The sequence below is a fragment of the Pseudomonas sp. GM78 genome, from assembly GCF_000282475.1.
Taxonomy (GTDB): Bacteria; Pseudomonadota; Gammaproteobacteria; order Pseudomonadales; family Pseudomonadaceae; genus Aquipseudomonas.
Genome location: NZ_AKJF01000062.1, coordinates 1 through 23,146 on the forward strand (window position 1 = coordinate 1; position 23,146 = coordinate 23,146).

At 59.4% G+C, this 23,146-nt stretch carries 30 protein-coding genes; 13 read left to right on the forward strand and 17 right to left on the reverse strand.

Annotation, left to right across the window (positions count from 1 at the left end; translation table 11 throughout):
* Positions 1–201: hypothetical protein (locus tag PMI35_RS35215; RefSeq protein ID WP_238543151.1), on the forward strand; the 201-nt coding region annotated here is incomplete at its 5' end.
* Between the two features lie 22 nt (positions 202–223).
* On the opposite strand, the gene PMI35_RS23640 is transcribed toward PMI35_RS35215, so the two are convergent.
* From PMI35_RS23640 to PMI35_RS23630, 3 genes are all read right to left on the reverse strand, one after another.
* On the reverse strand, positions 224–439 hold the full coding sequence (locus PMI35_RS23640; protein ID WP_008056921.1) for a hypothetical protein: 216 nt from the start codon (positions 437–439) through the stop codon (positions 224–226).
* A 17-nt stretch (positions 440–456) separates the two neighbouring features.
* Entirely contained in the window at positions 457–663 is a 207-nt protein-coding gene (locus PMI35_RS23635) for a DUF6021 family protein (protein WP_008056922.1), read from the reverse strand.
* Between the two features lie 87 nt (positions 664–750).
* Positions 751–1,422, reverse strand: a complete 672-nt coding sequence (locus tag PMI35_RS23630; protein WP_008056924.1) for a peptidase C39 family protein — start codon at positions 1,420–1,422, stop codon at positions 751–753.
* A 223-nt stretch (positions 1,423–1,645) separates the two neighbouring features.
* On the opposite strand from PMI35_RS23630, the gene PMI35_RS34915 reads away from it, so the two are divergent.
* A complete protein-coding gene (locus PMI35_RS34915; RefSeq protein WP_162831841.1) occupies positions 1,646–1,813 on the forward strand; it encodes a hypothetical protein in 168 nt (55 codons plus the stop codon).
* Between the two features lie 63 nt (positions 1,814–1,876).
* Here the strand turns inward: PMI35_RS34915 and PMI35_RS23625 are convergent, their stop codons facing one another.
* Both PMI35_RS23625 and PMI35_RS23620 read right to left on the reverse strand, forming a co-directional pair.
* Positions 1,877–2,626 (reverse strand): TerC family protein, encoded by a 750-nt coding sequence (locus tag PMI35_RS23625; RefSeq protein WP_008056926.1) that lies wholly within the window; start codon positions 2,624–2,626, stop codon positions 1,877–1,879.
* A 29-nt stretch (positions 2,627–2,655) separates the two neighbouring features.
* On the reverse strand, positions 2,656–2,898 hold the full coding sequence (locus tag PMI35_RS23620) for a hypothetical protein (protein ID WP_008056928.1): 243 nt from the start codon (positions 2,896–2,898) through the stop codon (positions 2,656–2,658).
* A gap of 135 nt (positions 2,899–3,033) precedes the next feature.
* Between PMI35_RS23620 and nhaR the strand changes: the two genes are divergently transcribed.
* The gene (nhaR, locus tag PMI35_RS23615; protein WP_008056929.1) at positions 3,034–3,933 is read left to right on the forward strand and encodes a transcriptional activator NhaR; all 900 of its coding nucleotides are present in this window, start codon (positions 3,034–3,036) and stop codon (positions 3,931–3,933) included.
* A 4-nt stretch (positions 3,934–3,937) separates the two neighbouring features.
* Here nhaR and PMI35_RS23610 read toward each other — a convergent pair whose 3' ends face one another.
* On the reverse strand, positions 3,938–5,092 hold the full coding sequence (locus PMI35_RS23610; protein WP_008056932.1) for an MFS transporter: 1,155 nt from the start codon (positions 5,090–5,092) through the stop codon (positions 3,938–3,940).
* Positions 5,093–5,419: 327 nt separating this feature from the next.
* Between PMI35_RS23610 and sstT the strand changes: the two genes are divergently transcribed.
* Complete coding sequence (gene sstT / locus PMI35_RS23605; protein ID WP_008056933.1) at positions 5,420–6,652, forward strand: serine/threonine transporter SstT; 1,233 nt, start codon at positions 5,420–5,422, stop codon at positions 6,650–6,652.
* A 91-nt stretch (positions 6,653–6,743) separates the two neighbouring features.
* On the opposite strand, the gene PMI35_RS23600 is transcribed toward sstT, so the two are convergent.
* Complete coding sequence (locus tag PMI35_RS23600) at positions 6,744–7,253, reverse strand: DUF1993 domain-containing protein (RefSeq protein WP_008056935.1); 510 nt, start codon at positions 7,251–7,253, stop codon at positions 6,744–6,746.
* A gap of 239 nt (positions 7,254–7,492) precedes the next feature.
* Between PMI35_RS23600 and PMI35_RS23595 the strand changes: the two genes are divergently transcribed.
* Positions 7,493–8,140, forward strand: coding sequence for a YceH family protein (locus PMI35_RS23595; RefSeq protein ID WP_008056937.1), 648 nt, complete (start codon positions 7,493–7,495; stop codon positions 8,138–8,140).
* Between the two features lie 46 nt (positions 8,141–8,186).
* On the opposite strand, the gene PMI35_RS23590 is transcribed toward PMI35_RS23595, so the two are convergent.
* Positions 8,187–9,014 carry a shikimate 5-dehydrogenase gene (locus PMI35_RS23590; protein ID WP_008056939.1) on the reverse strand — a complete coding sequence of 276 codons (828 nt, stop codon included), beginning with the start codon at positions 9,012–9,014 and terminating at the stop codon, positions 8,187–8,189.
* A gap of 244 nt (positions 9,015–9,258) precedes the next feature.
* Here PMI35_RS23590 and PMI35_RS23585 point away from each other — a divergent pair, with 244 nt between their 5' ends.
* The 3 genes from PMI35_RS23585 (at position 9,259) to PMI35_RS23575 (ending at position 10,293) form a co-directional block, all read left to right on the forward strand.
* Positions 9,259–9,642, forward strand: coding sequence for a hypothetical protein (locus tag PMI35_RS23585; protein WP_008056941.1), 384 nt, complete (start codon positions 9,259–9,261; stop codon positions 9,640–9,642).
* Between the two features lie 150 nt (positions 9,643–9,792).
* Positions 9,793–9,987, forward strand: coding sequence for a hypothetical protein (locus PMI35_RS23580; RefSeq protein WP_008056942.1), 195 nt, complete (start codon positions 9,793–9,795; stop codon positions 9,985–9,987).
* A 114-nt stretch (positions 9,988–10,101) separates the two neighbouring features.
* Positions 10,102–10,293, forward strand: a complete 192-nt coding sequence (locus tag PMI35_RS23575) for a hypothetical protein (protein ID WP_032831464.1) — start codon at positions 10,102–10,104, stop codon at positions 10,291–10,293.
* Here the strand turns inward: PMI35_RS23575 and PMI35_RS23570 are convergent.
* The 5 genes from PMI35_RS23570 to PMI35_RS23550 form a co-directional block, all read right to left on the reverse strand.
* Positions 10,290–11,348: an AI-2E family transporter gene (locus PMI35_RS23570; RefSeq protein WP_008056946.1), complete on the reverse strand. Its 1,059-nt coding sequence runs from the start codon at positions 11,346–11,348 to the stop codon at positions 10,290–10,292. The two genes, PMI35_RS23575 and PMI35_RS23570, sit on opposite strands and share 4 nt — an antisense overlap.
* Before the next feature lie 135 nt (positions 11,349–11,483).
* A complete protein-coding gene (locus PMI35_RS23565; RefSeq protein WP_008056947.1) occupies positions 11,484–11,762 on the reverse strand; it encodes a helix-turn-helix domain-containing protein in 279 nt (92 codons plus the stop codon).
* On the reverse strand, positions 11,759–13,111 hold the full coding sequence (locus tag PMI35_RS23560) for a type II toxin-antitoxin system HipA family toxin (protein ID WP_008056948.1): 1,353 nt from the start codon (positions 13,109–13,111) through the stop codon (positions 11,759–11,761). The genes PMI35_RS23565 and PMI35_RS23560 overlap by 4 nt, the downstream gene beginning before the upstream one ends.
* Before the next feature lie 185 nt (positions 13,112–13,296).
* Entirely contained in the window at positions 13,297–15,105 is a 1,809-nt protein-coding gene (oadA, locus tag PMI35_RS23555; protein WP_008056949.1) for a sodium-extruding oxaloacetate decarboxylase subunit alpha, read from the reverse strand.
* Between the two features lie 11 nt (positions 15,106–15,116).
* Positions 15,117–16,532: an acetyl-CoA carboxylase biotin carboxylase subunit gene (locus PMI35_RS23550; protein ID WP_008056950.1), complete on the reverse strand. Its 1,416-nt coding sequence runs from the start codon at positions 16,530–16,532 to the stop codon at positions 15,117–15,119.
* Positions 16,533–16,722: 190 nt separating this feature from the next.
* Here PMI35_RS23550 and PMI35_RS23545 point away from each other — a divergent pair, with 190 nt between their 5' ends.
* The gene (locus PMI35_RS23545) at positions 16,723–17,685 is read left to right on the forward strand and encodes a LysR family transcriptional regulator (protein ID WP_008056954.1); all 963 of its coding nucleotides are present in this window, start codon (positions 16,723–16,725) and stop codon (positions 17,683–17,685) included.
* On the opposite strand, the gene PMI35_RS23540 is transcribed toward PMI35_RS23545, so the two are convergent.
* The 4 genes from PMI35_RS23540 to PMI35_RS0132385 all read right to left on the reverse strand — a co-directional run bounded on the left by PMI35_RS23540 (position 17,627) and on the right by PMI35_RS0132385 (position 19,813).
* Positions 17,627–17,839 carry a PA3496 family putative envelope integrity protein gene (locus PMI35_RS23540; RefSeq protein WP_008056955.1) on the reverse strand — a complete coding sequence of 71 codons (213 nt, stop codon included), beginning with the start codon at positions 17,837–17,839 and terminating at the stop codon, positions 17,627–17,629. The genes PMI35_RS23545 and PMI35_RS23540 overlap by 59 nt on opposite strands.
* A 220-nt stretch (positions 17,840–18,059) precedes the next feature.
* A complete protein-coding gene (hexR, locus tag PMI35_RS23535; protein WP_008056956.1) occupies positions 18,060–18,926 on the reverse strand; it encodes a transcriptional regulator HexR in 867 nt (288 codons plus the stop codon).
* A gap of 265 nt (positions 18,927–19,191) precedes the next feature.
* On the reverse strand, positions 19,192–19,545 hold the full coding sequence (uraH, locus tag PMI35_RS23530; protein WP_008031462.1) for a hydroxyisourate hydrolase: 354 nt from the start codon (positions 19,543–19,545) through the stop codon (positions 19,192–19,194).
* Between the two features lie 52 nt (positions 19,546–19,597).
* Entirely contained in the window at positions 19,598–19,813 is a 216-nt protein-coding gene (locus PMI35_RS0132385; protein ID WP_032831460.1) for a hypothetical protein, read from the reverse strand.
* A 167-nt stretch (positions 19,814–19,980) separates the two neighbouring features.
* Here PMI35_RS0132385 and puuE point away from each other — a divergent pair, with 167 nt between their 5' ends.
* The 4 genes from puuE to PMI35_RS23510 all read left to right on the forward strand — a co-directional run bounded on the left by puuE (position 19,981) and on the right by PMI35_RS23510 (position 23,132).
* Complete coding sequence (puuE, locus tag PMI35_RS23525) at positions 19,981–20,907, forward strand: allantoinase PuuE (RefSeq protein ID WP_008056957.1); 927 nt, start codon at positions 19,981–19,983, stop codon at positions 20,905–20,907.
* Positions 20,904–21,419: a 2-oxo-4-hydroxy-4-carboxy-5-ureidoimidazoline decarboxylase gene (gene uraD / locus PMI35_RS23520; RefSeq protein WP_008056958.1), complete on the forward strand. Its 516-nt coding sequence runs from the start codon at positions 20,904–20,906 to the stop codon at positions 21,417–21,419. Before puuE ends, uraD begins: the two co-directional genes overlap by 4 nt.
* An 86-nt stretch (positions 21,420–21,505) precedes the next feature.
* Positions 21,506–22,501: an allantoicase gene (alc, locus tag PMI35_RS23515; RefSeq protein WP_008056961.1), complete on the forward strand. Its 996-nt coding sequence runs from the start codon at positions 21,506–21,508 to the stop codon at positions 22,499–22,501.
* A gap of 127 nt (positions 22,502–22,628) precedes the next feature.
* Positions 22,629–23,132, forward strand: a complete 504-nt coding sequence (locus PMI35_RS23510) for an ureidoglycolate lyase (protein WP_008056963.1) — start codon at positions 22,629–22,631, stop codon at positions 23,130–23,132.
* The last annotated feature ends 14 nt before the right edge of the window (positions 23,133–23,146 follow it).

Consider the following 23,146-nt stretch of genomic DNA (forward strand, 5'->3'; position numbering starts at 1 on the left):
GGTTACTTGGGGCTTTTCCAAGTGACTCGCCGTAAGGGCGAAACCCTGGGTGGCCGTTACCGCAGGAATGGATATGTACACCGGAAAAATGGATTTGCCTATCAGGCCGCCTTCGCGGGCAAGTCGGATCGCCGCACCGCTCGCTCCTACAGTAAATCAAGTACATCCGCGAGCGACTGGTCGACTGTAAGGCCGCCGTAATTGGAAGGACTCCCCCCCGTAATCAATCATTAGGCAGCGGCATCTGGTCATCATCGGGAATGCCATCACCTTTGCTGGGGTCGCGCCAGCCCTGGGGATGTTCGGTCGGCGCCACCGTCGGCCGTGCCAGCGGATCGCGCAACGGACTGTCTGGATCCATCACCGGATCCATATCCTGCTCGGGCGTGGTCGGTACAGTTTCCGGACGTTTGTCGTTGAAACTCGAATCGGTAGACATACGCACCTCCAATAGACCTAGGGTTTCAGATTACCCAGCGGATCGTAGGGTTTGGCCGGTGCCTTGGGGTTGTCACCCGGCTTCACATCCCGCGGCGCCTTGGCCGGCCCAATGGGATCGACCGCCGGATCAGCAAGGTCCGGGGAGTCGGGATCGAACCCCAATTCATCGCCAGACGAATGCTCGGACGAGTGAGGGCCCTCGGGGGAATTGGAATGCGCCATGGCACCTCCTCAAAGCCCGGGAAAATCCGGGCCTTTAGTATTAGAGGTTGGCAATGGACGCAGGTGCCCGGCGGGTGACGAACGGGCCTACTGCGCGCCTAGCGCCTGCCTGGCCTTGGTGGCCGCCTGTTCCCGACCTGCCTGGGCGAGGTCGTTGGCGGCCTTGAGCCAGCGCTGCTGATCGACCTGAGCGGGCAACTGGGACGGATTCTGGATCAACACCGCCCATCCACCGGCGTCCTTAAACGCCGATTCGAACGAACCGAACCCCATCATTAACCGCTGATCCATGCCTGCACGCAGCAAGACGGTCTGCTTCTGACGGTTGTATCCGCTCAAAATCGCGTAACGCGGTTCAGCCCAGAGCGCCGAGCCCTCGGTGAAACGCACCATCACCGGATAACCGGCCGCAACCTGGGTCAGCAAGGCCGGCAGATTGCTGTCGAGCGGATAGACCACCATCCCGTACTCGCGGGCGAGGTTCTGCATATTCTGTTGCAGTTGCGCCTCGCCGCCCGGCAGATGCAAGGGTTTATCGAGCAAGCCAGGGGTGATCACGATGCCCTGCTGCGACAACATGCTCGCCAGCACTTGCGGCCCGCTTTGATTCGCCACGCCCTTGTAGAAGCGGCCACTGAGCTCGACGCGCTCTGGCAGACGCTTGATCTGTGGCGACACGCTCCCGGCGCATCCCGCCAGACTGGCAACACAACCCACAATCAGTACCGCCGATAGCATTCGAGAAATTACTCGCACCATCATCTCTCTCTTAATCGACGCCAGGTAATCGCATTCCCGGCTTGGCCGTCGATAATAGGGCGCTGCACCGCCGCGGTATAGCCTTAACGGGCAGTTGATGGCATCCGATAGAGCAAACTGGTTGGTGACAGCCGACCTTTGGTCAATAGCCTGAAACACGCCAGCGACTAGACTGTCACTTGCATAGCGTGTGTGCCCGCTGCAGGGCAAAGAGGAGGCCTCGATGAGCCTGGCAATGACAATCGTAATGTTGATTTCTGGCTGGCTGGCGGTGGCCGCCGCCATGTTATGGGGCGTTCTGCGCATTACCCGCCGGCACCATCACCCTGTACAGCCGAAACCTCTGGCTAAAACCGACGAAGCCAGCGCATCACACGCCACAGTCCACTAAACGAGACTTCGGTCAAAAAAAAGGCCGCCTGGATTCCAGGCGGCCTTTTCATTTCAGCAAGGGTCAAGCCTCAGCGGTAACCCGCTTCTGCCGTGCCCGCCGGGACATCATGTTCAACACTTCGATCGCTGCCGAGAACGCCATCGCCGCATAAACGTAGCCCTTCGGTACGTGGGCGCCGAAACCTTCGGCGATCAGCGTCATACCGATCATGATCAGGAAGCCCAGCGCCAACATCACGACCGTCGGGTTGTCATTGATGAACTTGGCCAGCGGGTCAGCCGCCAGCAACATCACCAACACCGACACCACCACGGCAATGATCATGATCGGCAAATGCTCGGTCATGCCGACAGCGGTAATGATGCTGTCGATGGAGAACACCATGTCCAGCATCAGGATCTGACCGATCGCCGCGGCAAAGCCCAGGGTCACGGTCGAGGTGGCCGACTTCGGATCTTCCGGTGCCGGGTCCATGCTGTGATGGATCTCGGTGGTGGCTTTCCACAACAGGAACAGGCCGCCGGCGATCAGGATCATGTCCTTCCAGGACAACGCATGACCGAAGATCTCGATGACCGGTGCCGTCAGCTGGACGATGAACGCAATGGTACTCAGCAAGCCCAGTCGCAGGATCAGCGCCATGCCGATACCGATGCGCCGCGCCTTCTGCCGATGCTGCTCGGGCAGTTTGTTGGTCAGGATCGAAATGAAGATCAGGTTATCGATGCCGAGCACGATTTCCATCACCACCAGGGTGGCCAGGGCGACCCAGGCAGTGGGGCTGGCGGCTAACTGTAAAAGGTATTCCATGGGTCAGTCCTGACTCGCTGTAAGACGGTTTAGATTTCCTGGGAAGACGATGCGGATTTTTCCGCCTCTTTTTCCGATGATTCTTTTTTGCTGATCAGCCCGCCGGTGGCTTCGCTGAGCGCTTGCTCGGCGGCCTTGTGGGTGTCGTCGATTGCCTGTTTCGCGCTTTCGGCAGCCTTGCCCATCAACTGCTGGGCGCTTTTTTCGGCCTGGTCGCAACCGGCCAGAACCAGTAATGATGTGATCAGCAGTGCCGTGGCTTTGATTTTCATGGTGTTGTCCTCGATATAACAAACGCAGCCCAAACGATGGCCCGTTGATAGCGAGGGATTCTAGGGAATTGAATACTTCAGGAAAATTCGTATTTTCAGCGGTTATACTTCGAGTTTTACGAACTGTTGGATCCCATGCTCAACTATCGGCAATTGCATTACTTCTGGGTGGTGGCCAAGACGGGCAGCATCGTGCGCGCTTGCGAGCAGCTGAACCTGACGCCACAAACCATCAGCGGGCAGATTTCGCTGCTCGAACAAACCTATGGCATCGAGTTGTTCCGCCGGGTGGGTCGGCAGCTGGAACTGACCGAAGCAGGCCGGCAAACCTTGACCTACGCCGAGCAGATGTTTCAGCTGGGGGGTGAACTGGAATTGATGTTGCGGGCGCAGCCCAACGAGCAACAGATCCTGTTTCGCGTGGGCGTGGCCGACGTGGTGCCCAAATCCATCGTCTATCGCCTGATCGCGCCAACCATGGAATTGAGTGAGCCGCTGCGCATCACCTGCCGCGAAGACAAGCTCGAACGGCTGCTGGCCGACCTGGCCATCCAGCGCCTGGACCTGGTGATTTCCGATAGCCCGATGCCCTCGCATCTGGACATCAAGGGCTACAGCCAGAAACTCGGCGAATGCGGGATCAGTTTCTTCGCCACTGCCGAATTGGCGAAGCGTTACGGGCAGGACTTTCCCCGCAGCCTGCACGGCGCGCCACTGCTGATTCCCGGGCCGGAAACCGTGGTGCGCAGCCGTTTGCAACGCTGGTTCGCCGAGCAGCAGATCCAGCCGCAGATCGTCGGTGAATTCGACGACAGTGCCTTGATGCAGGCGTTCGGCCAATCCGGCAGCGGCATTTTCATCGGCCCGAGCGTGATCGCCGATGAAGTGCAACGCCAGTACGGCGTGCAGGTGATTGGCCAGACCGACGCGGTCAGCGAGTCGTTCTACGCCATTTCGGTGGAACGCAAGGTCAAGCACCCCGGCATTGTCGCCATTACCGAGGGTGCCCGGCGCGAGTTGTTTACCGAACTGTGAAGCCTCAGGCGCAGACTTCCCGGGGCTTGAACGTCATCAGGGCAATCGCCAGCAGGATCGAGGCGAGGATAAACGCGGCCGCCGCGAAGCCAAGGCCTTGCAACCCAACGCTGTCAATTACCCGCCCGCCGATCATCGCGCCCAGGCCAATGCCCAGGTTGGCGCCGGCGATGTTCAGCGATGCGGCGAACGCTGGCGCTTCAGGCGCGGCTTTCATCAAGCGCACGTGGCTGACCAGGAACATCGCCGCCTGGGTCACGCCCCAGATGCCCATCGCCGCCGCCAGGCCAAGGGGCGAATGGATGTTCGGCACCAGGGCCACCAGGCCGGCAATCATGAACGCACAGAACATCATCGACGCCATCAGCGGGTGACGATCCACCGCACGGCCCCCCAACGAGTTGCCGATCAACCCGACCGCGCCGAAGCCCATCAGGCACCAGCCGACCACGGTGCCGTTGAACCCGGCCAGGCGCTCAAGGATGTCGGCCAGATAGGTGTAGGCCGTGAACATGCCGCTGAACACAATCACCGACAGCAACACGTGACCGATCATCAACGGGCTGCGCAGGATCTTGAACTGCGACAGCAGGCTCACCTGATGCTGATGCAGATCCGTCTTCGGCAGGTAGATAAACAGCAGCAGCGCCTTGGCAAAGGCAATGACCGCCAGAATGGCGAAAGCACTGCGCCAGCCGAACGCATCGGAAATCAATGTGCCTACGGGAATACCGAACACAGTGGCACAGACAATGCCGAAACCGATCTTGGCGATGGCGCGGCCAGCGTAGTCCGGCCCGACGATGTCCACCGCGGTCTCACTGGCCAGCGCCCAGAACACCGGCAAGCCCAGCGCCGGGATCAACCGGGCAAACGCCATCACCCAGATGTTCGGCGCCAGCGCCGCCAGCGTGTTGGCCAGACCAAACATGACCAACACCGAGATAAACAGCTTGCGCCGCTCGAAACGGGCGAAGTACGCCGTGAGAAAAGGTCCGAACGCAGCAACGGTAAAGGCGAACAGGGTCACCAGTAACCCCGCTTGCGGGATGCTGACGTCCAGGTCGCGGGCGATGGCCGGCAACAGGCCGACGATGACGAATTCCGTGGTCAGCACCGTGAAGCCGGCGGCAGACAACAGAAGAATGGGCAACAGCATGCACAACTCCAGAAAAAACGACGACACCAGCGATAGCCCGAAGGCCCACTGGCAGACATGAAAATGAGGATGGCGAATATTAACAGAGTGATCACGCACGCGGTTGCACGAACCTGCAAATCGCGTTGCGCAGCCCGGCGGCAGTTCGTCACAGGTCTGAAGGATTGTGCCTACGCTGTGATAAAGTCCGCGCCCTGCAAAACGTACACCCGGTGATCATCGATCTTTCATGACGTCGATGACGCGACCCTCTTCGGTTTCCTGCCTGTGGCCTGGCCTGCAGCAGCGGCGAAGCCTTGCACTTATAAAAATCCGAGATGCCGTTTTATGACTGCTTCATCCCTTTCCCTATTCCAACGCCTGAAACGCCTGAGCCTGGTCACGCAGATCGTGATCGGCCTGATCGCCGGCATTGCCCTGGCCTTGTTCGCGCCTGAAACGGCGAAGTCCACGGCGTTCATCGGCAAAGTCTTTGTCAGCGCGCTCAAAGCGGTCGCGCCGATCCTGGTGTTCGTGCTGGTCATGGCGTCGATCGCCAACCACAAGCACGGCCAGGAAACCCATATCCGGCCGATCCTGTTCCTGTATCTGCTGGGGACGTTCGCCGCCGCCGTGGTCGCGGTGGTTGCCAGCATGATGTTCCCGTCCAGCCTGGTGCTGTCGACCCATGACGTTGCGGTGACCGCGCCGGGCGGGATTGGTGAAGTGCTGCAAAGCCTGTTGCTGAGCGTGGTCGATAATCCGGTCAGCGCGCTGATGAACGCCAACTTCATCGGTATCCTGGCATGGGCCATCGGCATGGGCATCGCCATTCGCCATGCCGGCGACACCACCCGTGAAGTGCTGGGCGACCTGTCCAATGGCGTGACCGTGATCGTGCGCCTGGTGATCTGCTTCGCGCCGCTGGGGATCTTCGGCCTGGTGGCCTCGACCCTGGCCACCTCCGGTTTCGGCGCCTTGATCGGCTACGCGCAACTGCTGGCCGTGCTGCTCGGCTGCATGCTGTTCGTGGCGTTGGTGATGAACCCCCTCATCGTGTTCTGGAAACTGCGCCGCAATCCGTATCCGCTGGTGCTGATGTGCCTGCGCGAAAGCGGTATTACCGCGTTTTTCACCCGCAGCTCGGCGGCGAACATTCCGGTCAATCTGGAACTGAGCAAGCGCCTGGGCCTGCATGAAGATACCTATTCGGTGTCGATCCCGCTGGGCGCCACCATCAACATGGCCGGCGCGGCGATCACCATCACCGTGCTGACCCTGGCCGCCGTACACACCCTGGGCATCGCCGTGGATATTCCAACAGCCATCCTGCTGAGCGTCGTTGCGGCGATCTGCGCCTGCGGCGCTTCGGGCGTGGCCGGTGGTTCCTTGCTGCTGATCCCGCTGGCATGCAGCCTGTTCGGCATCCCGAGCGAAATCGCGATGCAGGTGGTGGCGGTCGGTTTCATCATCGGCGTGCTGCAGGACTCGGCGGAAACCGCACTCAATTCATCCACTGATGTGCTGTTCACTGCAGCGGCGTGCCTGGGTGAAGAGCAGAAAGCCGAACGATTGGCCTGACCCGCCCTCCTACAGAACGCAGAAAAACGCAGAAAAACAAAAAGCCCGCCAAGGCGCAAACCTGGGCGGGCTTTTTTTGTACCTGGACGCTTTAGAACGCGCCCATGTAATCGCGTTTGCCCACTTCCACGCCGTTATGACGCAGCAACGCGTAGGTGGTGGTGACGTGGAAGAAGAACTGCGGCAGGCCGTAGGTCAACAGGTAAGCCTGGCCGGAGAATCGCTTCTCTTTCGGCGTGCCCGGACGGGTGACGATCTCGATGCCTTCCTTGCCATTGATCTGCTCGGGCGTGAACTCGCCGATGTAGGCCAGGACCTTGGCGATCAGCGCTTGCAGGTCGGCGAAGGTGGTTTCGCTGTCGTCGTACTTCGGCAGTTCGACTTCAGCCAGACGGGAAGAAACGCCTTTGGCGAAATCAACGGCGATCTGCACCTGACGCACCAGCGGGAACATGTCCGGGTACAGGCGCGCTTGCAGGAAAGCGTTCGGGTCGATGTTCTTGGCGGTGGCGTGGGCCTCGGCCTTTTTCAGTACATCGCTCAGGGCGTTGAGCATTTGCTGGAATACAGGCACGGAAGCGTCGTACAGGGAAATGGTCATGGCAGTCTCGTGTGATGACAGGAGGAAAACGTCGGCCGATTATAGCCGTGCGCGGCCCTCCCGAGATGGCTCTTTTTCATTTGCCCGGACGCGGTGAAATCGTCAGCCTTGCCTGGTCCGAACGAGCGATGCCGTGGACAATGAAGCGCTGCACGCCGGCAAGGCTCGACTAACCTCCATCAACGAGGTCTTATAAGCCGAGAAAATCCAGACCAACCGTTAGCGAGGTTCCAGACACTGTGAGTACTGAGCAAGAGACGACTTTCGACGAACCACGCCTGAACAGCACGGAAATCCGCATCCTGGGTTCCCTGATCGAAAAGCAGGCCACCAGCCCGGAAACCTACCCGCTGACCCTCAATGCGCTGGTGATTGCCTGCAATCAGAAAACCAGCCGCGAGCCGGTGATGAATCTCACTCAGGGCCAGGTTGGCCAGAGCCTGCGCGCCCTCGAAGGACGCGGCTTCGCCAGACTGGTGATGGGCAGCCGTGCCGATCGCTATGAGCACAAGGTCGACAAGGCACTGGAACTGGTGCCAGCGCAGGTGATTCTGACCGGGCTGTTGTTTTTAAGGGGGCCGCAGACGGTCAACGAACTGCTGACCCGCAGCGGGCGCATGCATGATTTCGAGGATGCCGAGCAGGTCGTGCATCAACTCGAACGCCTGATTGCCCGTGGCCTGGCGGTGCTGATCCCGCGTCAGGCCGGACAGCGCGAAGATCGTTATACCCACGCAATGGGTGATCCGGCGGATATCGAAGCGATCCTCGCTGCGCGTCAAAATGCGCCGGAGCGTGGTGCTGGCGGCGCGGTGTCGGTTGAGCGAATCGAGGAGCTCGAAGCACGCATCGCCGCGCTGGAAGAACGCTTGGCACGCCTCGAATAAAAGAGGACAAGCACGTTTGCGGGCGGCGTTTGCGGCTGCCCGTCAATCAATAGGCAAGGCTGCTGCGGGCAAACTCCACGGCTTTCTGAAACTGCTCATCGGTCGGGCGCACACCGGTATAAAGCACAAATTGCTCCAGTGCCTGGATCGCAATCACCTCGAGTCCGGTGATGACATGTTTGCCCTCGGCACGAGCGCACACGATCAGCGGGGTTTCCGCGGGCACCGCGACCACATCGAAGACGATATCCGCAGCCGCAATGGCTTGGACATCGAACGCCAACTGCTCGGCTTGCGGGCCGGTCATGCCGATAGGCGTGACGTTTATCAGCATTTGCGGGCGTTGCTCACCCAGTTCGGCCTGCCAGGGGTAGCCCAGCGACTTGGCCAACGCCTGACCCGCGCGCTCGTTACGGGCCACGATCAGGCCATTGTGGTAACCGCCATCGCGCAAGGCGCTGGCCACCGCCTTGGCCATGCCACCACTGCCAAGCAAGGCAAACGTGATGTCCTTGGACACCTGGTGGGTCTGCAGCAACTGGGCAATGGCGATGTAGTCGGTGTTGAAGGCCTTGAGATGACCGTCGGTATTGACGATGGTATTGATCGACTGGATGGCCGCGGCAGAAGGGTCCAGTTCATCGACCAGGGCAATGCAGGCTTCCTTGAACGGCATCGAGACGCCGCAACCGCGAATACCCAGGGCGCGGATGCCGCCGACGGCGCCTGGCAAGTCCTGGCTGGAAAACGCCTTGTAGTAGAAATTCAGCCCCAGTTGCTCATACAGATGGTTGTGAAATCGCAGGCCAAAGTTCCCGGGGCGCCCGGAGAGGGACATGCACAGCTGGGTGTCTCTGTTGGGGTTCATCTGCATGTGAATCTCCTTGCATTGCACTTTCGGATGGACGGGATTAGCCAGTCCATCAGGTTCTGATCAATCATATTCGCGTGCCCTGATCGATGCCGCGCGACCGTAAGGACGGCGACACAGACCTTACACAAAATTTACCCGGCGGCTGTGCTGATTTTCAAAAAAAAGCTGTCTTAGAAGTATCCCCGCGACATTCCTTGAGTCTATGGCAGACACAAGCGCCGGGGTGAAGCACCGAGGAATCATCATGATCCGTAAAATCCCCACAGTGGCTTTGCTGATCGGCGCCCTGGCTCTCGCAGGCCAGGCAGAAGCGCATGGCGGTGGCGGTTGGGAAGGTCCGGCGGTATTTGGCGCAATCGTCGGCTCGGCCATCGTTGGCTCGGCAATCATCAACAGCAACCGGCCTGTGTATGTGGCACCGCAACCGGTCTACGCCCAACCGGTTTACGCTCAACCACAACCGGTGTACATGGCACCGCCCCCACCGGTCTACTACCAGCCCGCACCGGTGTATGTGGGACAACCGATATACTATCGCCCGGCACCGGTCTATTACGGTCCACCCCGTGGTTACTATGGCCCGCCTCGCGGCTATTACGGCCCGCCCCACGGCTACGGCCGCTGGTAATCCCGCGCCCGCCATCCACCATTCGTCGTCGCTGGTCTGGAAAGATCCTGTCGGTGTCGCTATCGGGACAGTGTCGACCGTTGAAGTTGGCAAGATTGACTCGCCCTTCCCTTTGCGCCAGCCAAGGTCAATAACAACAAGGACGAGCTCATGCCCACGCAAAACCCGCACCGCATCAATGGCCTGTGCACTTGCAGCAAGGTCTACAACGCCCTGACCGAACTCAAGCAGCTCGAGGGCCATCGCAGCGCCAAGTTCCTTTCGCTGCTGACGCAGAACCTGGTGCGCAAGGGTCTGCTGAACGAGCAGGAAGTGGTCCATATGCTCGACCAGGTAGTCGCCTGAGCGTCAGCCGGCGGGCTGACCTCACTGGCATCAATGACCACTATTGAAAACGTTGATTTTCCCTCGACGCACCCGGGCCGTAAGGTGACTCCACAGATTGATGGAGTCCCTATGATGTCTCAGATCCAGATCATGTCCGTTATCGGCAGCGCCGTTCCCGCACCGCTCAGAGCGCTTGGCTTGCTCGCCTGCTGGTACCTGGTCCAGGACGGCGAACAAATCAGCGGCCCGCTTACCTCGCTGCCGGATGCCCAGGCGCTGTCCCTGCAAATCGGCACGGGACAGCCAGGCAAGCTCAGTGCCTAAGGTAGCTGAACCCGCGGTTTGGTTTCGAGGAAAATGTCCCAGCTCGACATGAACAGTGCCGCGATCAACGGACCGATGACAAACCCGTTGAGCCCGAACAGCGCCAGGCCACCCAGGGTCGAGATCAGGATCATGTAGTCCGGCATTTTCGTGTCCTTGCCCACCAGGATCGGGCGCAGCACGTTATCCACCAGGCCGATTACGAACACCCCGAACAACCCCAGCACCACACCCTGCCAGACCGCGCCGGTCAGCAGGAAAAACGCCGCCACCGGCGCCCAGACTATCCCTGCCCCGACCGCCGGCAACAACGACAGAAGCGCCATCAATACTGCCCAGACCAGTGCGCTGGGAATGTCCAGGAACCAGAAAATCAGTCCCCCCAAGGCGCCCTGGGTAATTGCCACCAGCAGGTTGCCCTTCACGGTGGCTCGCACCACGCGATTGAACTTGAGTTGCAAACGGCGTTTCTGGTGCTCCTCCAATGGCACCGCCATGCGCACCTTGCGTGCGAGTTCAGCGCCGTCGCGCAGGAAGAAAAACAGCAGGTAGAGCATGATGAAAAAGCTGACGATGAACTCGAACGTACCCTGGCCAAGATTGAACACCTGGTTCGTTACCTCACCGCCCGCCATAGCGCTCTTGACGATTTTCTCCCGCAACCCGTTCAACTCGCCCATGCCGAACCGATCGAGCAAATGCTGGAAATACGGTGGCAGGTGGTGCTTGAACTGCGTTACATACCCGGCAATATCCAGTTCACCGCTCTCGATACTCTTGTACAGCGCCGCGCCTTCCTGAACCAGCAGGAAACTGATGATGGTCACCGGCAGGATCGCAATCACCAGGCAGATGCTTAAAGTACAGAACGAAGTCAGATTGCGCTCCCAGCCGAACTTGAGCTGCAGCCGACGCTGCATGGGCGCAAAGACAATACCCAGGATCACCGCCCAGAACACTGCACCGTAGAACGGCAACAGGATCCAGATGAACGCGATGCTCACCAACACCAGCAAAACCGCCAGCGATTTATCTTTTAGCGTGTCTTCGTTCATGTCCGATCCTGGCCAGTCACCGGGACGCAACGTTGCGCCTTGATGCTTAGGCCATCACAGCGGGCGCGAGTGCCGTAGGTTTGTGCAAAAAGCCATATCTACGCTTGCTTGGCCGGCACTGTCAGCAGACCCGACTCAACCGAGGTCACGCCGAACGCGAACAACGCCCATCTTCAATCCAAACGGCTTGAACACGGCATTCAACGATTTCAGCGTCTGATTGCCTTCGCCGTGCTCGATATGTACCAACGTACGCACCGAAATCTTGCACATCTTCGCGAATTGAGTCTGGTGCAAGCCGGTGACTTCGACCCGCAATCGGCGAACCGCCTCGCCAATTTCAAGGGTGCCCTGGGCCAATGCCTCTTGAATGCTTTCTATGAGCACAGTGCGCTCGGCCACTGTCATGCTCATATCAACTCCCATGCTTTCAAACGTTGCGGCAGATTGTTCAAGGCAATTTGCGGGTGATTCATCGTTACGTCAGGCAGGCCGCTGGCAGCGAGAATATCGGGCAGTGCCATCAGCCTATTCGCCTCTTCGCGCAGGCGCTCAAAAGAGTCTTGCACGTCACTCAATGCGGCTAACGGATCATTCGGGTCAGCGATGTCGGCCAATGCCCTACACACGCCGCGCCAATCGACATCACCGGCTCTCTCCAGCTCCTTTGGCCACTTGGTGGTACGAGTCACGCCTTCGTCGTCCATCACCATGGGCGCCAAATCATAAATGGGCGCAAGCCGAAACGATGCGTTATCACGGATGATGGCGGTGTTTCGACCATGGTTATCCGAATTACCCAGGATTTTGTTTAGCAGATCCCGACGCAGGTAATCTGCAACGAGTTCCGGAATTTGATCCGCTTGCCCCACCTCCCGCCATAGCCCCGCCAGCAATCGGATAACGTCCAGGTGATCCAATGCACTACCCGGCATCGTGATGTTTGCCAGCGAGTAAATCGACTCCACGGCAAAGCGCTCGACACCCTGGTGAGTCACTTGACGGTCAAAACGCTGCATCCACAGGCTGGGTTTGGTCGACTCCTCCAGTGCGAGCCCCTCTGCTGCCACGGTCTCGATCCCCAGCGTCTGGAGTGCCTTGTAGTAGTGGTACTCGCTTCTCAGGATGACCTGATCAGTCGCTGACCCTTTATTGCGCGCGAACTTCACGAACCAATGCTGGGTGACGTCGGCGTCGTCCAACACTGCGTCGGGATACAACAAGCCTGCCTTGTTCTGGGCTAACAAAAGCTTCGGTGCCTCGCCCCCCGCCCCCGTTGCACCACCAATGGCCGCTCCCTGCTCATAGGCATACTCAAGAAAGCGATTGTTGCGATTGATGACGTCCTGACGCTCAAACCCTATCGGCTCACGCTGATCCACGAACTCGGCAGACTCCTTTATCCGCATGTTGCCAATCGGTGCCGGCGTGCTTTTGCCCAGTAGGTACAGGTCTGCATTTATTCCGGCTGGCTTGTCTTGCCCCATGCGTGCCAGCAGAAACCTTTTGGCCGCACCGGCAGGCGCAATGTCGTGCACAAATGCCGGGGCGTTGGATCGCCGGCCATCCCAATCCAATGGGAATCGCGCACTCACAGCTTTGGTAAACGGCGTCCCGATCTCTTCGTAATTGTCAAAAAGATAAGTTTGTTCGTAACCAAAACTGCATCGACTTTCGAATCCTTTTTCGGGACTGTCGAAGCTCAACACCATGGCGTCATGCCAAATCCCGGCCGTATAGATCTGTAGAGTCAGGTTGTACATCAGATGACACCTGCATTTAAATGCACTTAAAGCAAGGAAGTGAATCAATAACTGCAATATAGTGCATTCCAAGGCATGAAAGACAGGGCACACCTGCATTAAAATGCAGATTTATTAAATCCAGCGCAAAAAAAGGGGAGCACATGCCCCCCCGAGGTTTAAAGCGTTGTATCGCGGCCGTTAACTCAGCCTTCGATCTCGATCAGGATCTCGCCCGGATTCACCCGGTCGCCCTTGGCCACGTGAATGGCGGTGACTTTGCCGGCGATGGCTGCCTGGACTTCGGTTTCCATCTTCATCGCTTCGGTGATCAGCACAGCCTGGCCCGCCTTGACGGTGTCGCCTTCCTTGACCAGCACATCGACGATGTTGCCTGGCATGGTGGTGCTGACGTGGCCCGGGGCCGACGCCTGCTTGCGCTTGCTGCTGCCACCGCCGACGAATTCGTTGAGCGGTTCGAACACCACTTCTTCCGGCATGCCGTCGATGGACAGGTAGAAGTGACGCTTGCCTTCAGACTTGACGCCCACACCGGTGATGTCGACGCGGTAGGTTTCGCCGTGGACGTCGATGACGAACTCGGTCGGCACGCCTTCGCCGCCAGCCGAGGCGACGCCACCAGCTTCTGGAATCGGCAACAGCACTTCAGGGGTCAGGGTGCCCGCTGCACGTTCTTCGAGGAACTTGCGCCCGATGTCCGGGAACATGGCGTAGGTCAGCACGTCTTCTTCAGACTTGGCCAGGGCACCGATGTCGGCGCGCAGCTTGGCCATTTCCGGCTTGAGCAGGTCCGCCGGACGCACGTCGATCACTTCTTCGCTGCCAATGGCCTGGCGACGCAGTTGCTCGTTCACCGGGGCCGGCGCCTTGCCGTAGCCGCCTTGCAGGTACAGCTTCACTTCGTTGGTGATGGTCTTGTAGCGCTCGCCGGCCAGTACGTTGAAAAACGCCTGGGTGCCGACGATCTGCGAAGTCGGGGTCACCAGTGGCGGGAAACCGAGGTCTTCACGAACCCGGGGAATCTCTGCCAGCACTTCGCCCATACGGTTCAGGGCGCCCTGCTCTTTCAACTGGTTGGCCAGGTTGGAAATCATCCCGCCCGGCACCTGGTTGACTTGAACCCGGGTGTCGACGGCGGTGAATTCGCTTTCGAACTGGTGGTACTTCTTGCGCACGGCGTAGAAGTACAGGCCGATTTCCTGCAGCAACTCCAGGTCCAGGCCGGTATCGAACTCGCTGCCTTTGAGGGCGGCAACCATCGATTCGGTGCCCGGGTGGCTGGTGCCCGAGGCGAAGCTGGAGATCGCGGTGTCGATGTGGTCGGCGCCGTTTTCGATGGCCTTGAGCTGGCACATGGTTGCCAGGCCGGCGGTGTCGTGCGAATGGATGAACACGGGCAGCGACTGCTCGGCTTTCAACGCCCGGACCAGTTCGCCGGTGGCGTACGGGGTCAGCAGGCCGGCCATGTCCTTGATCGCCACCGAGTCGCAACCCATGGCTTCCATTTGCTTGGCCTGTGCCACGAACGCGTCGATGGTGTGCACCGGGCTGGTGGTGTAGGCGATGGTGCCCTGGGCGTGCTTGCCGGCGGCTTTCACCGCTTCGATGGCCACGCGCAGGTTACGCACGTCGTTCATGGCGTCGAAGATGCGGAACACGTCGATGCCGTTGACCGCTGCCTTGGCGACGAAGGCCTTGACCACGTCGTCGCTGTAGTGGCGATAGCCCAGCAGGTTCTGGCCGCGCAGGAGCATTTGCAGGCGCGTGTTAGGCAACGCGGCGCGCAATTGGCGCAGACGCTCCCACGGATCTTCCTTGAGGAAACGGACGCAGGCGTCGAACGTTGCGCCACCCCAGCACTCCAGCGACCAGTAGCCGACCTTGTCGAGCTTGTCGCAGATCGGCAGCATGTCTTCGGTGCGCATGCGGGTCGCGAGCAGCGATTGGTGGGCGTCGCGCAGGATGGTATCGGTTACATGAATCTTCTTGCTCATTATTCTATTCCTCACAGGCCTGCGTGGGCGGCAATGGCGGCAGCGATGGCCAGGGCCAGCTCTTCGGGTTTGCGCTTGATCGAGTAGTTGGTCAGTTCAGGGTGGCTTTCGACGAAGCTGGTGTTGAACTGGCCGCTACGGAATTCCGGGTTACGCAGGATTTCCTGGTAGTACGCCGCGGTGGTCTTGACCCCTTGCACACGCATGTCGTCCAGCGCGCGCAGGCCACGGTCCATCGCTTCTTCCCAGGTCAGCGCCCACACCACCAGTTTCAGGCACATGGAATCGTAGAACGGTGGAATGGTATAGCCGGTGTAGATCGCCGTGTCTGTCCGTACGCCCGGACCGCCGGGTGCGTAGTAACGGGTGATCTTGCCGAAGCTCGGCAGGAAGTTGTTTTTCGGGTCTTCGGCGTTGATCCGAAATTGCAGCGCGAAACCGCGGTGCTGGATGTCTTCCTGTTTCACCGAGAGCGGCAGGCCGGACGCAATGCGGATCTGCTCGCGGACGATGTCGATGCCGGTGATTTCTTCGGTGATGGTGTGTTCCACCTGCACCCGGGTGTTCATTTCCATGAAGTACACCTCGCCCTCGGCGAGCAGGAACTCCACGGTACCGGCGTTCTCGTAACCCACGGCCTTGGCTGCGCGCACCGACAGGTCGCCGATGTAGGCGCGCTGTTCTGGGGTCAGTTGCGGGCTCGGTGCGATTTCGATCAGCTTCTGGTTGCGGCGCTGGATCGAGCAATCACGCTCGAACAGGTGCACCACGTTGCCAAAGCTGTCGCCGAGGATCTGCGCTTCGATGTGCTTGGGGTTGACGATGCACTTTTCCAGGAACACTTCCGCGGAACCGAACGCCTTGGTGGCTTCGGAAATGACGCGCGGGAACGCCTGTTCAAGTTCTTCTCGGCTGTTGCAGCGACGGATACCGCGACCGCCACCACCGGAAGTGGCCTTGAGCATCACCGGGTAACCGATACGGTCGCCTTCGGTCAGGGCCTCTTCGATACCGGAGACGTTGCCTTCGGTACCCGGCGTGACCGGAACGCCCGCCTTGATCATGCTGCGGCGTGCTTCGGTCTTGTCACCCATGCGGCGAATGACTTCAGCCGATGGACCGATGAATTTGATCCCGCGTTCGGCGCAGATGTCTGCCAGCTCGGCGTTTTCCGAGAGGAAACCGTAGCCAGGGTGCAAGGCATCGCAACCGGTTTCCACGGCCAGGTTCACCAGCTTGCGCGGGTTCAGGTAACCGGCCAGTGGCTCGGCACCGATACTGTGGGCCTCATCCGCACGCTTGACATGCAAGGCATGACGATCGGCGTCGGAATAGATCGCGACCGAGCGAATGCCCATTTCGGCACAAGCGCGTACGATTCGTACGGCAATCTCACCGCGGTTGGCGATCAGGATCTTTTTTATCACTTGGAGTTTCCCTTGATCCGGTGGTACCCACGACCTGCTAGACCAGGTCGACGCGTGACCAAATGTTTCAATTTGGTCGCAACGCCACACTAGCGCTCACAAGGGATTAACAAAAATGAATAATTATTGGGTCATGCATAAGTAAAGACTTATAGTTGATGCACCAGCCTGTGGCCAGAGTGCTCAAATAATGCGTAAGTCCTTGATGCGTATGACATTACGTCAATTGCAGATCTTCAACGAAGTCTGTGACCTGAGGTCCTACAGCCGCGCAGCCGACGAAATGTCCCTCACACAGCCGGCCGTCAGCCTGCAGATTCGGCAGCTTGAGGAACTGGTGGGCCAGCCCCTGTTCGATTATGTCGGCAAAAAACTCTACATGACCGAAGCCGCGGAAGCCCTGCAACGGGCGAGCCGGGACATTTTCGGGCGCCTGGAAAACCTCGACATGCAGCTGTCGGACATGCAGGGATCCTTGCAAGGCCAACTGAAACTGGCGGTGGAATCGAGCGCCAAGTATTTCGTGCCGCACCTGTTTGCCGCGTTCAAGCGCCAGCATCCGGAAGTGAACCTGCAGCTTACCGTGGTCAATCGTGCCCAGGTGATCCGGCGCCTGTCGGACAACCGCGACGACCTGGTGATCATGTCCATGGTGCCACAGGACATGGGGCTGGAGTTTTTGCCGTTCCTGAACAATCCGATCGTGGCGGTGGCACCGCCCGACCACCCGTTGTGCCACCAGGGGCCCTTGCGCCTGCAGGACCTTGAGCCTTACACCTTGCTGATGCGCGAGGTGGGTTCGGGAACGCGATTGGCCTGCGAAGAATACTTCAAGGAGAAGCGCGTGCACTTCAACCAGACCCAGGAGGTCTCTTCGGCCGAAGCCCAGCGCGAATGCGTGCTGGCGGGTCTGGGCGTGGCGCTGTTGACGCGCCACGCCCTGAACCTTGAGTTGGCCACCGGCGGCTTGATCGAGTTGCCGATCGAAGAACTGCCGCTCTACCGCAGCTGGTGCCTGGTACAGGCCAAGGCCAAGCGCCTGTCACCGGTGGCTCACGCTTTCCTTGCGTTCATTCGTAGCGAAAGAATTCAGATCAGCGCGCTGGTTGAGCGCTTCGACGGGAAGTCGGCGCTGCCGCCTGCCAGTAATTGAGCTCCAGGTCGCCCGTAAAATCAGCGATCTCGGCCTGAAGCTGACGCTGCTCACAGCGATCTTCGATGGCACGGCGAAACGCCATGCGGCGCTGGTCTTCCTGCTGACGACGGGTTTTGACGGCGCTGTTGCGTTCTTCGTAGGGCTGGCCCATTTCGGTTCTCCCAAGTCGAGTACGGGAGTTTCAAGATAGGCGCGAGGAATGACGGTTTGGCGGCGAGCGGGTTACAGGGATGTGAATGTTCGGCGCCTTCGAGGACGCCTTCGCGAGCAGGCTCGCTCCCACAGGTCCGGCGCCCACTGCCGGTCAATTGTGGGAGCGAGCCTGCTCGCGATTAAGGTCGGAACGACCTTCCAGAGATTTCAGATCAGAATCAGTCGTCCAGCGCTTTCACCGACTTGGGCGACAGGCGCAAGCTGCGCAGGCTGCGCTTGACGCTCTTGAGGTGGTTGACCAGGCTCGGCCCGCGGGCCATGGCCACGCCCATGGCCAACACGTCGATCACCACCAGGTGGGCGATACGCGAAGTCAGCGGCGTGTAGATTTCGGTGTCTTCATGAACGTCGATGGCCAGGTTGACGGTCGACAGTTCCGCCAAAGGCGTCTGGCTTGGGCACAAGGTAATCAACGAGGCGCCGCTCTCACGCACCAGGTTGGCGGTGATCAGCAAATCCTTGGAGCGGCCGGACTGCGAAATGCAGATCGCCACGTCGCTGGGTTTCAGGGTGACCGCCGACATCGCCTGCATGTGCGGATCGGAATACGCCGCCGCCGTGAGCAGCAAGCGAAAGAACTTGTGCTGCGCATCCGCCGCCACCGCACCGGAGGCGCCGAAACCATAGAACTCGACGCGCTGGGCCTGGGACATGAGCGTCACCGCGCGCTGCAACTCCAGCGGATCGAGTTTCTCGCGAACCTCCATCAGCGTGTGCAGGGTGGTGTCGAAAATCTTCAGGCTGTAGTCCGCTACCGAATCGTCCTCATGGATCGCGAACTGCCCGAAACTCGCGCCCGCCGCCAGGCTCTGGGCCAGCTTCAGCTTCAAGTCCTGGAAACCCGAGCAACCGATGGCGCGGCAAAAGCGCACGATGGTCGGCTCACTGATCCCCACGCTGTGGGCCAGGTCAGCCATGGAACTGTGCATCACGGCCGCAGGATCAAGCAAAACGTGATCGGCGACCTTGAGCTCCGACTTGCGTAACAGGTGGCGAGACTGGGCGATGTGTTGCAGCAGATTCAAAGGGCTGGACTCTTTTTTATTTGGCAGGCGCCGGGGATGTAGCACGCTTGTAGTTATACTACATGAATCGCCTTTTTGCCTGCTGAATAAGTAACTGAATTGTCTTCGCCACACCCTGTTTAGGCGGGATGGACTGTATGTAGCAGCAAATCCGGCCTTTGCCGCCAAGGATTTTTTGCGAAAAAAAGCCCGCAGTGTGAGCGGGCGAAAGACCAAAGAAGCTATATGCGCAGTCGCTTCCAGGTGGAGAAAGCTGCTTGGGGGATCAGCTTCCTCGGTACGTTGAATAGCTGTAGGGCGAAATGAGCAGCGGCACATGGTAGTGATCCTGCTCGGCAGAGATGCCAAAACGCAGCACCACCACATCCAGGAATGCCGGCTCCGGCAACTGGACGCCACGGGCGCGGTAGTAGTCGCCCGCATGGAACTGAACCTGATAGACCCCGGTCCGGTAGTCATCGCCCTGCAGCAGCGGTGCATCGACACGGCCATCGCTGTTGGTTATCGCGCTGGCGACCAATTCCAGCTGCGAACCTTCAACGCGGTACAACTCGACCTTGATCGAGCTGCCCGGGCAACCATGTGCAGCGTCCAAAACGTGTGTAGTCAAACGTCCCATTGATTCTGCGCGCCTGCCTGCATGGAGCAGCCAGACTTCGCGCCTCCCGAAGTCAGATGAAAAGGAGACCGCACCGATTCGGAGCACGAAAAGCTGCGGCGAGCGATTGATTAAGACACTTTTCAAAAAAATTGTACACAATAAAAACGACATTTTTGCGGCTGACGGCGCCAACGATGAAAATCCCGCCGATTTCCCGGGAAACCTTACCTCCCCTGAAGCCCACAATCATTAACTGACCAGTCAGGCAGATTTCTTGCAGGTGCATGTCAATCGCACGCAAAGATGACCGTTAACGAAAAATGCAAAAAATCAGGCTTACAAAGTGAATATAAAGTTGTATACAATCAACCCATCGCTGTGACGCCAGCCAGTGATCCAACCTTTAGTCGCGTCACACCAACTGTCATCACGAATACAAGAAGGAAGACTGCAGTGAGCGCTGACTACCCTCGCGACCTGATCGGTTACGGCAGTAACCCTCCGCACCCACACTGGCCGGGCAATGCCCGCATCGCCCTGTCATTCGTACTCAATTACGAAGAAGGCGGCGAGCGCAACATCCTGCACGGCGATAAAGAGTCCGAAGCGTTTCTTTCGGAAATGGTCTCCGCCCAGCCGCTGCAGGGCGCGCGCAACATGAGCATGGAATCGCTTTACGAGTATGGCAGCCGCGCCGGCGTCTGGCGGATTCTGAAGCTGTTCAAGGAATTCGACATTCCGCTGACCGTCTTCGCCGTGGCCATGGCCGCCCAGCGTCACCCGGATGTGATCCGCGCGATGGTCGATGCCGGCCACGAGATCTGCAGCCACGGCTATCGCTGGATCGACTACCAGTACATGGACGAGAACCAGGAACGCGAGCACATGCTCGAGGCGATCCGCATCCTCACCGAAATCACCGGCGAGCGTCCGCTGGGCTGGTACACCGGTCGCACCGGCCCCAACACCCGCAAGCTGGTGATGGAAGAAGGCGGTTTCCTCTACGACTGCGACACCTACGACGACGACCTGCCCTACTGGGAACCGAACAACCCGACCGGCAAGCCGCACCTGGTGATCCCGTACACCCTGGACACCAACGACATGCGCTTCACCCAGGTCCAGGGTTTCAACAAGGGCGACGACTTCTTCGAATACCTCAAGGATGCGTTCGACGTGCTCTACGCCGAAGGCGCCGAAGCCCCGAAAATGCTGTCGATCGGCCTGCACTGCCGCCTGATCGGCCGTCCGGCGCGTCTGGCTTCGCTCAAGCGCTTTATCGAATACGCTAAAAGTCATGAACAGGTGTGGTTCAGCCGCCGCGTCGACATCGCACGCCACTGGCAGGAAACCCACCCGTACCAAGGGGCCGCGAAATGAGCGCCTTTCAAACGCTGAAACCCTCGACCTTGAGCCGCGACGCTTTCGTCAAAGCCTTCGCCGACATCTACGAACATTCGCCATGGGTGGCCGAGAAGGCCTTCGACCTGGGCCAGGACGCTTCGATCGACGAGATCGAAACCCTGCACCAGCGCATGAGCGACATCCTGTTGAGCGCCGATCATCAAAGCCAACTGGCCCTGATCAACGCTCACCCGGACCTGGCCGGCAAAGCCGCCGTCCAGGGCCAGTTGACCGAAGCCAGCACCAATGAACAGGCTGGCGCCGGTATTCACCAATGCACGGCCGAAGAGTTTACTCGCTTCACCGAGCTGAACGACGCCTACAAGGCCAAGTTCAAGTTTCCCTTCATCATGGCGGTAAAAGGCAGCAACCGGCATCAGATCCTCGCGGCGTTCGAAACGCGCATTCACAACCCGGAAGAGACCGAGTTCAAGTGCGCGCTGGCGGAGATCAACAAGATCGCCCTGTTCCGATTACTGACCCTATAGCGAGTTTTGCCCGAGTGTTAAAAACGCTGAAGCACCCAGGGCACTGCAAGCATCCCAAGCCAACTTATTAAAGGCAGACAAGAAGAATGAAAGCTTACGCCGTACCTTTCGAGAAGTTCGTCAACCTGGCCGACGCCCGCCTGGGCACCAAAATCATCTCGGTCACCGATGACTGGTTCGCAGACGCCAACCGTCTGTTCCAACCGACCCCGGCCGTGTGGAAGGAGGGCGTGTTCGATGACAACGGCAAGTGGATGGACGGCTGGGAGTCGCGCCGCAAGCGCTTCGAAGGCTTCGACAGCGCAGTGATCCGCCTGGGCGTGCCAGGTTCGATCAAGGGCGTGGACATCGACACTTCATTCTTCACCGGTAACTTCCCGCCGTCGGCTTCCCTGGAAGCCTGCTTCCTGGCCGAAGGCGAGCCGAACGAAAACACCCAGTGGACTGAAGTGCTGTCGGCCGTCGAGCTGCAAGGCAACAGCCACCACTACCACGAAATCAGCAACGACCAGGCCTTCAGCCACTTGCGCTTCAACATCTACCCGGATGGCGGCGTAGCCCGTCTGCGTGTGTACGGCATCCCGTTCCGCGACTGGTCCGCTGTGGGCGACAACGAGCAAGTCGACCTGGCCGCAGCCCTCAACGGTGGCCGCGCCCTCGCCTGCTCCGACGAACACTTCGGCCGCATGAGCAACATCCTCAACCCGGGCCGTGGCATCAACATGGGCGACGGCTGGGAAACCGCACGTCGTCGCACGCCAGGCAATGACTGGGTGATCGTCGCCCTGGGCCACCCGGGCGAGATCGAAAAAATCATCGTCGACACCCTGCACTTCAAGGGCAACTACCCGGACAGCTGCTCGATCCAGGGCGCGTTCGTGAAAGGCGGTACCGACAGCCAGATCGAAACCCAGTCGCTGTTCTGGCGCGAACTGCTGCCAAGCCAGAAGCTGGAAATGCACGCCGAACACACCTTCGCCGAGCAGATCAAGGCCCTGGGCCCGATCACCCACATCCGCCTGAACGTGTTCCCGGATGGTGGTGTGAGCCGCCTGCGCGTTCTCGGCAAGGTAGCTAAATAAGGGTGAACCCAATCGCTGGCAAGCCAGCTCCCACAGGTCTTGTGAACGCCACAGTCCACTGTGGGAGCGGGCTTGCCCGCGATGGCGATAGTTCTAACAACACAGAATTTTGGATAAGAAGACCAGCATGCGCACACTGACGATTGAACCGCTGACCAAAGAAGCCTTCGCCCCTTTCGGTGACGTGATCGATACCGACGGCAGCGATCACTTCATGATCAACAACGGTTCGACCATGCGCTTCCATAAACTGGCTGTGGTCGAAACCGCAAAGCCAGAAGACAACGCGATCATCAGCATCTTCCGCGCCGACGCGCAGGACATGCCGCTGACCGTCAGCATGCTGGAGCGTCATCCGCTGGGCAGCCAGGCTTTCATTCCGCTGCTCGGCAACCCCTTTCTGATCGTGGTCGCGCCACTTGGCGATGAACCTGTATCAGGCTTGGTCCGCGCCTTCGTCACCAACGGCAGGCAGGGCATTAATTACCATCGCGGCGTCTGGCACCACCCGGTGCTGACGATCGAAAAGCGGGATGACTTCCTGGTGGTTGATCGCAGTGGCACAGGCAATAACTGCGATGAGCATTTTTTCAAAGAGGATGAGCGTTTGATCCTCGCCCCCCACCAATAAGAGAAGGTCCGATC

Bases quoted from the DNA above. Each gene is read 5' to 3' on its own strand.
- PMI35_RS23640 (WP_008056921.1), bottom strand. From the start codon at position 439: ATGTCTACCGATTCGAGTTTCAACGACAAACGTCCGGAAACTGTACCG.
- PMI35_RS23635 (WP_008056922.1), bottom strand. From the start codon at position 663: ATGGCGCATTCCAATTCCCCCGAGGGCCCTCACTCGTCCGAGCATTCG.
- PMI35_RS23630 (WP_008056924.1), bottom strand. From the start codon at position 1,422: ATGGTGCGAGTAATTTCTCGAATGCTATCGGCGGTACTGATTGTGGGT.
- PMI35_RS34915 (WP_162831841.1), top strand. From the start codon at position 1,646: ATGAGCCTGGCAATGACAATCGTAATGTTGATTTCTGGCTGGCTGGCG.
- PMI35_RS23625 (WP_008056926.1), bottom strand. From the start codon at position 2,626: ATGGAATACCTTTTACAGTTAGCCGCCAGCCCCACTGCCTGGGTCGCC.
- PMI35_RS23620 (WP_008056928.1), bottom strand. From the start codon at position 2,898: ATGAAAATCAAAGCCACGGCACTGCTGATCACATCATTACTGGTTCTG.
- nhaR (WP_008056929.1), top strand. From the start codon at position 3,034: ATGCTCAACTATCGGCAATTGCATTACTTCTGGGTGGTGGCCAAGACG.
- PMI35_RS23610 (WP_008056932.1), bottom strand. From the start codon at position 5,092: ATGCTGTTGCCCATTCTTCTGTTGTCTGCCGCCGGCTTCACGGTGCTG.
- sstT (WP_008056933.1), top strand. From the start codon at position 5,420: ATGACTGCTTCATCCCTTTCCCTATTCCAACGCCTGAAACGCCTGAGC.
- PMI35_RS23600 (WP_008056935.1), bottom strand. From the start codon at position 7,253: ATGACCATTTCCCTGTACGACGCTTCCGTGCCTGTATTCCAGCAAATG.
- PMI35_RS23590 (WP_008056939.1), bottom strand. From the start codon at position 9,014: ATGCAGATGAACCCCAACAGAGACACCCAGCTGTGCATGTCCCTCTCC.
- PMI35_RS23585 (WP_008056941.1), top strand. From the start codon at position 9,259: ATGATCCGTAAAATCCCCACAGTGGCTTTGCTGATCGGCGCCCTGGCT.
- PMI35_RS23580 (WP_008056942.1), top strand. From the start codon at position 9,793: ATGCCCACGCAAAACCCGCACCGCATCAATGGCCTGTGCACTTGCAGC.
- PMI35_RS23575 (WP_032831464.1), top strand. From the start codon at position 10,102: ATGTCTCAGATCCAGATCATGTCCGTTATCGGCAGCGCCGTTCCCGCA.
- PMI35_RS23570 (WP_008056946.1), bottom strand. From the start codon at position 11,348: ATGAACGAAGACACGCTAAAAGATAAATCGCTGGCGGTTTTGCTGGTG.
- PMI35_RS23565 (WP_008056947.1), bottom strand. From the start codon at position 11,762: ATGAGCATGACAGTGGCCGAGCGCACTGTGCTCATAGAAAGCATTCAA.
- PMI35_RS23560 (WP_008056948.1), bottom strand. From the start codon at position 13,111: ATGTACAACCTGACTCTACAGATCTATACGGCCGGGATTTGGCATGAC.
- oadA (WP_008056949.1), bottom strand. From the start codon at position 15,105: ATGAGCAAGAAGATTCATGTAACCGATACCATCCTGCGCGACGCCCAC.
- PMI35_RS23545 (WP_008056954.1), top strand. From the start codon at position 16,723: ATGCGTAAGTCCTTGATGCGTATGACATTACGTCAATTGCAGATCTTC.
- PMI35_RS23540 (WP_008056955.1), bottom strand. From the start codon at position 17,839: ATGGGCCAGCCCTACGAAGAACGCAACAGCGCCGTCAAAACCCGTCGT.
- uraH (WP_008031462.1), bottom strand. From the start codon at position 19,545: ATGGGACGTTTGACTACACACGTTTTGGACGCTGCACATGGTTGCCCG.
- PMI35_RS0132385 (WP_032831460.1), bottom strand. From the start codon at position 19,813: ATGCACCTGCAAGAAATCTGCCTGACTGGTCAGTTAATGATTGTGGGC.
- uraD (WP_008056958.1), top strand. From the start codon at position 20,904: ATGAGCGCCTTTCAAACGCTGAAACCCTCGACCTTGAGCCGCGACGCT.
- alc (WP_008056961.1), top strand. From the start codon at position 21,506: ATGAAAGCTTACGCCGTACCTTTCGAGAAGTTCGTCAACCTGGCCGAC.
- PMI35_RS23510 (WP_008056963.1), top strand. From the start codon at position 22,629: ATGCGCACACTGACGATTGAACCGCTGACCAAAGAAGCCTTCGCCCCT.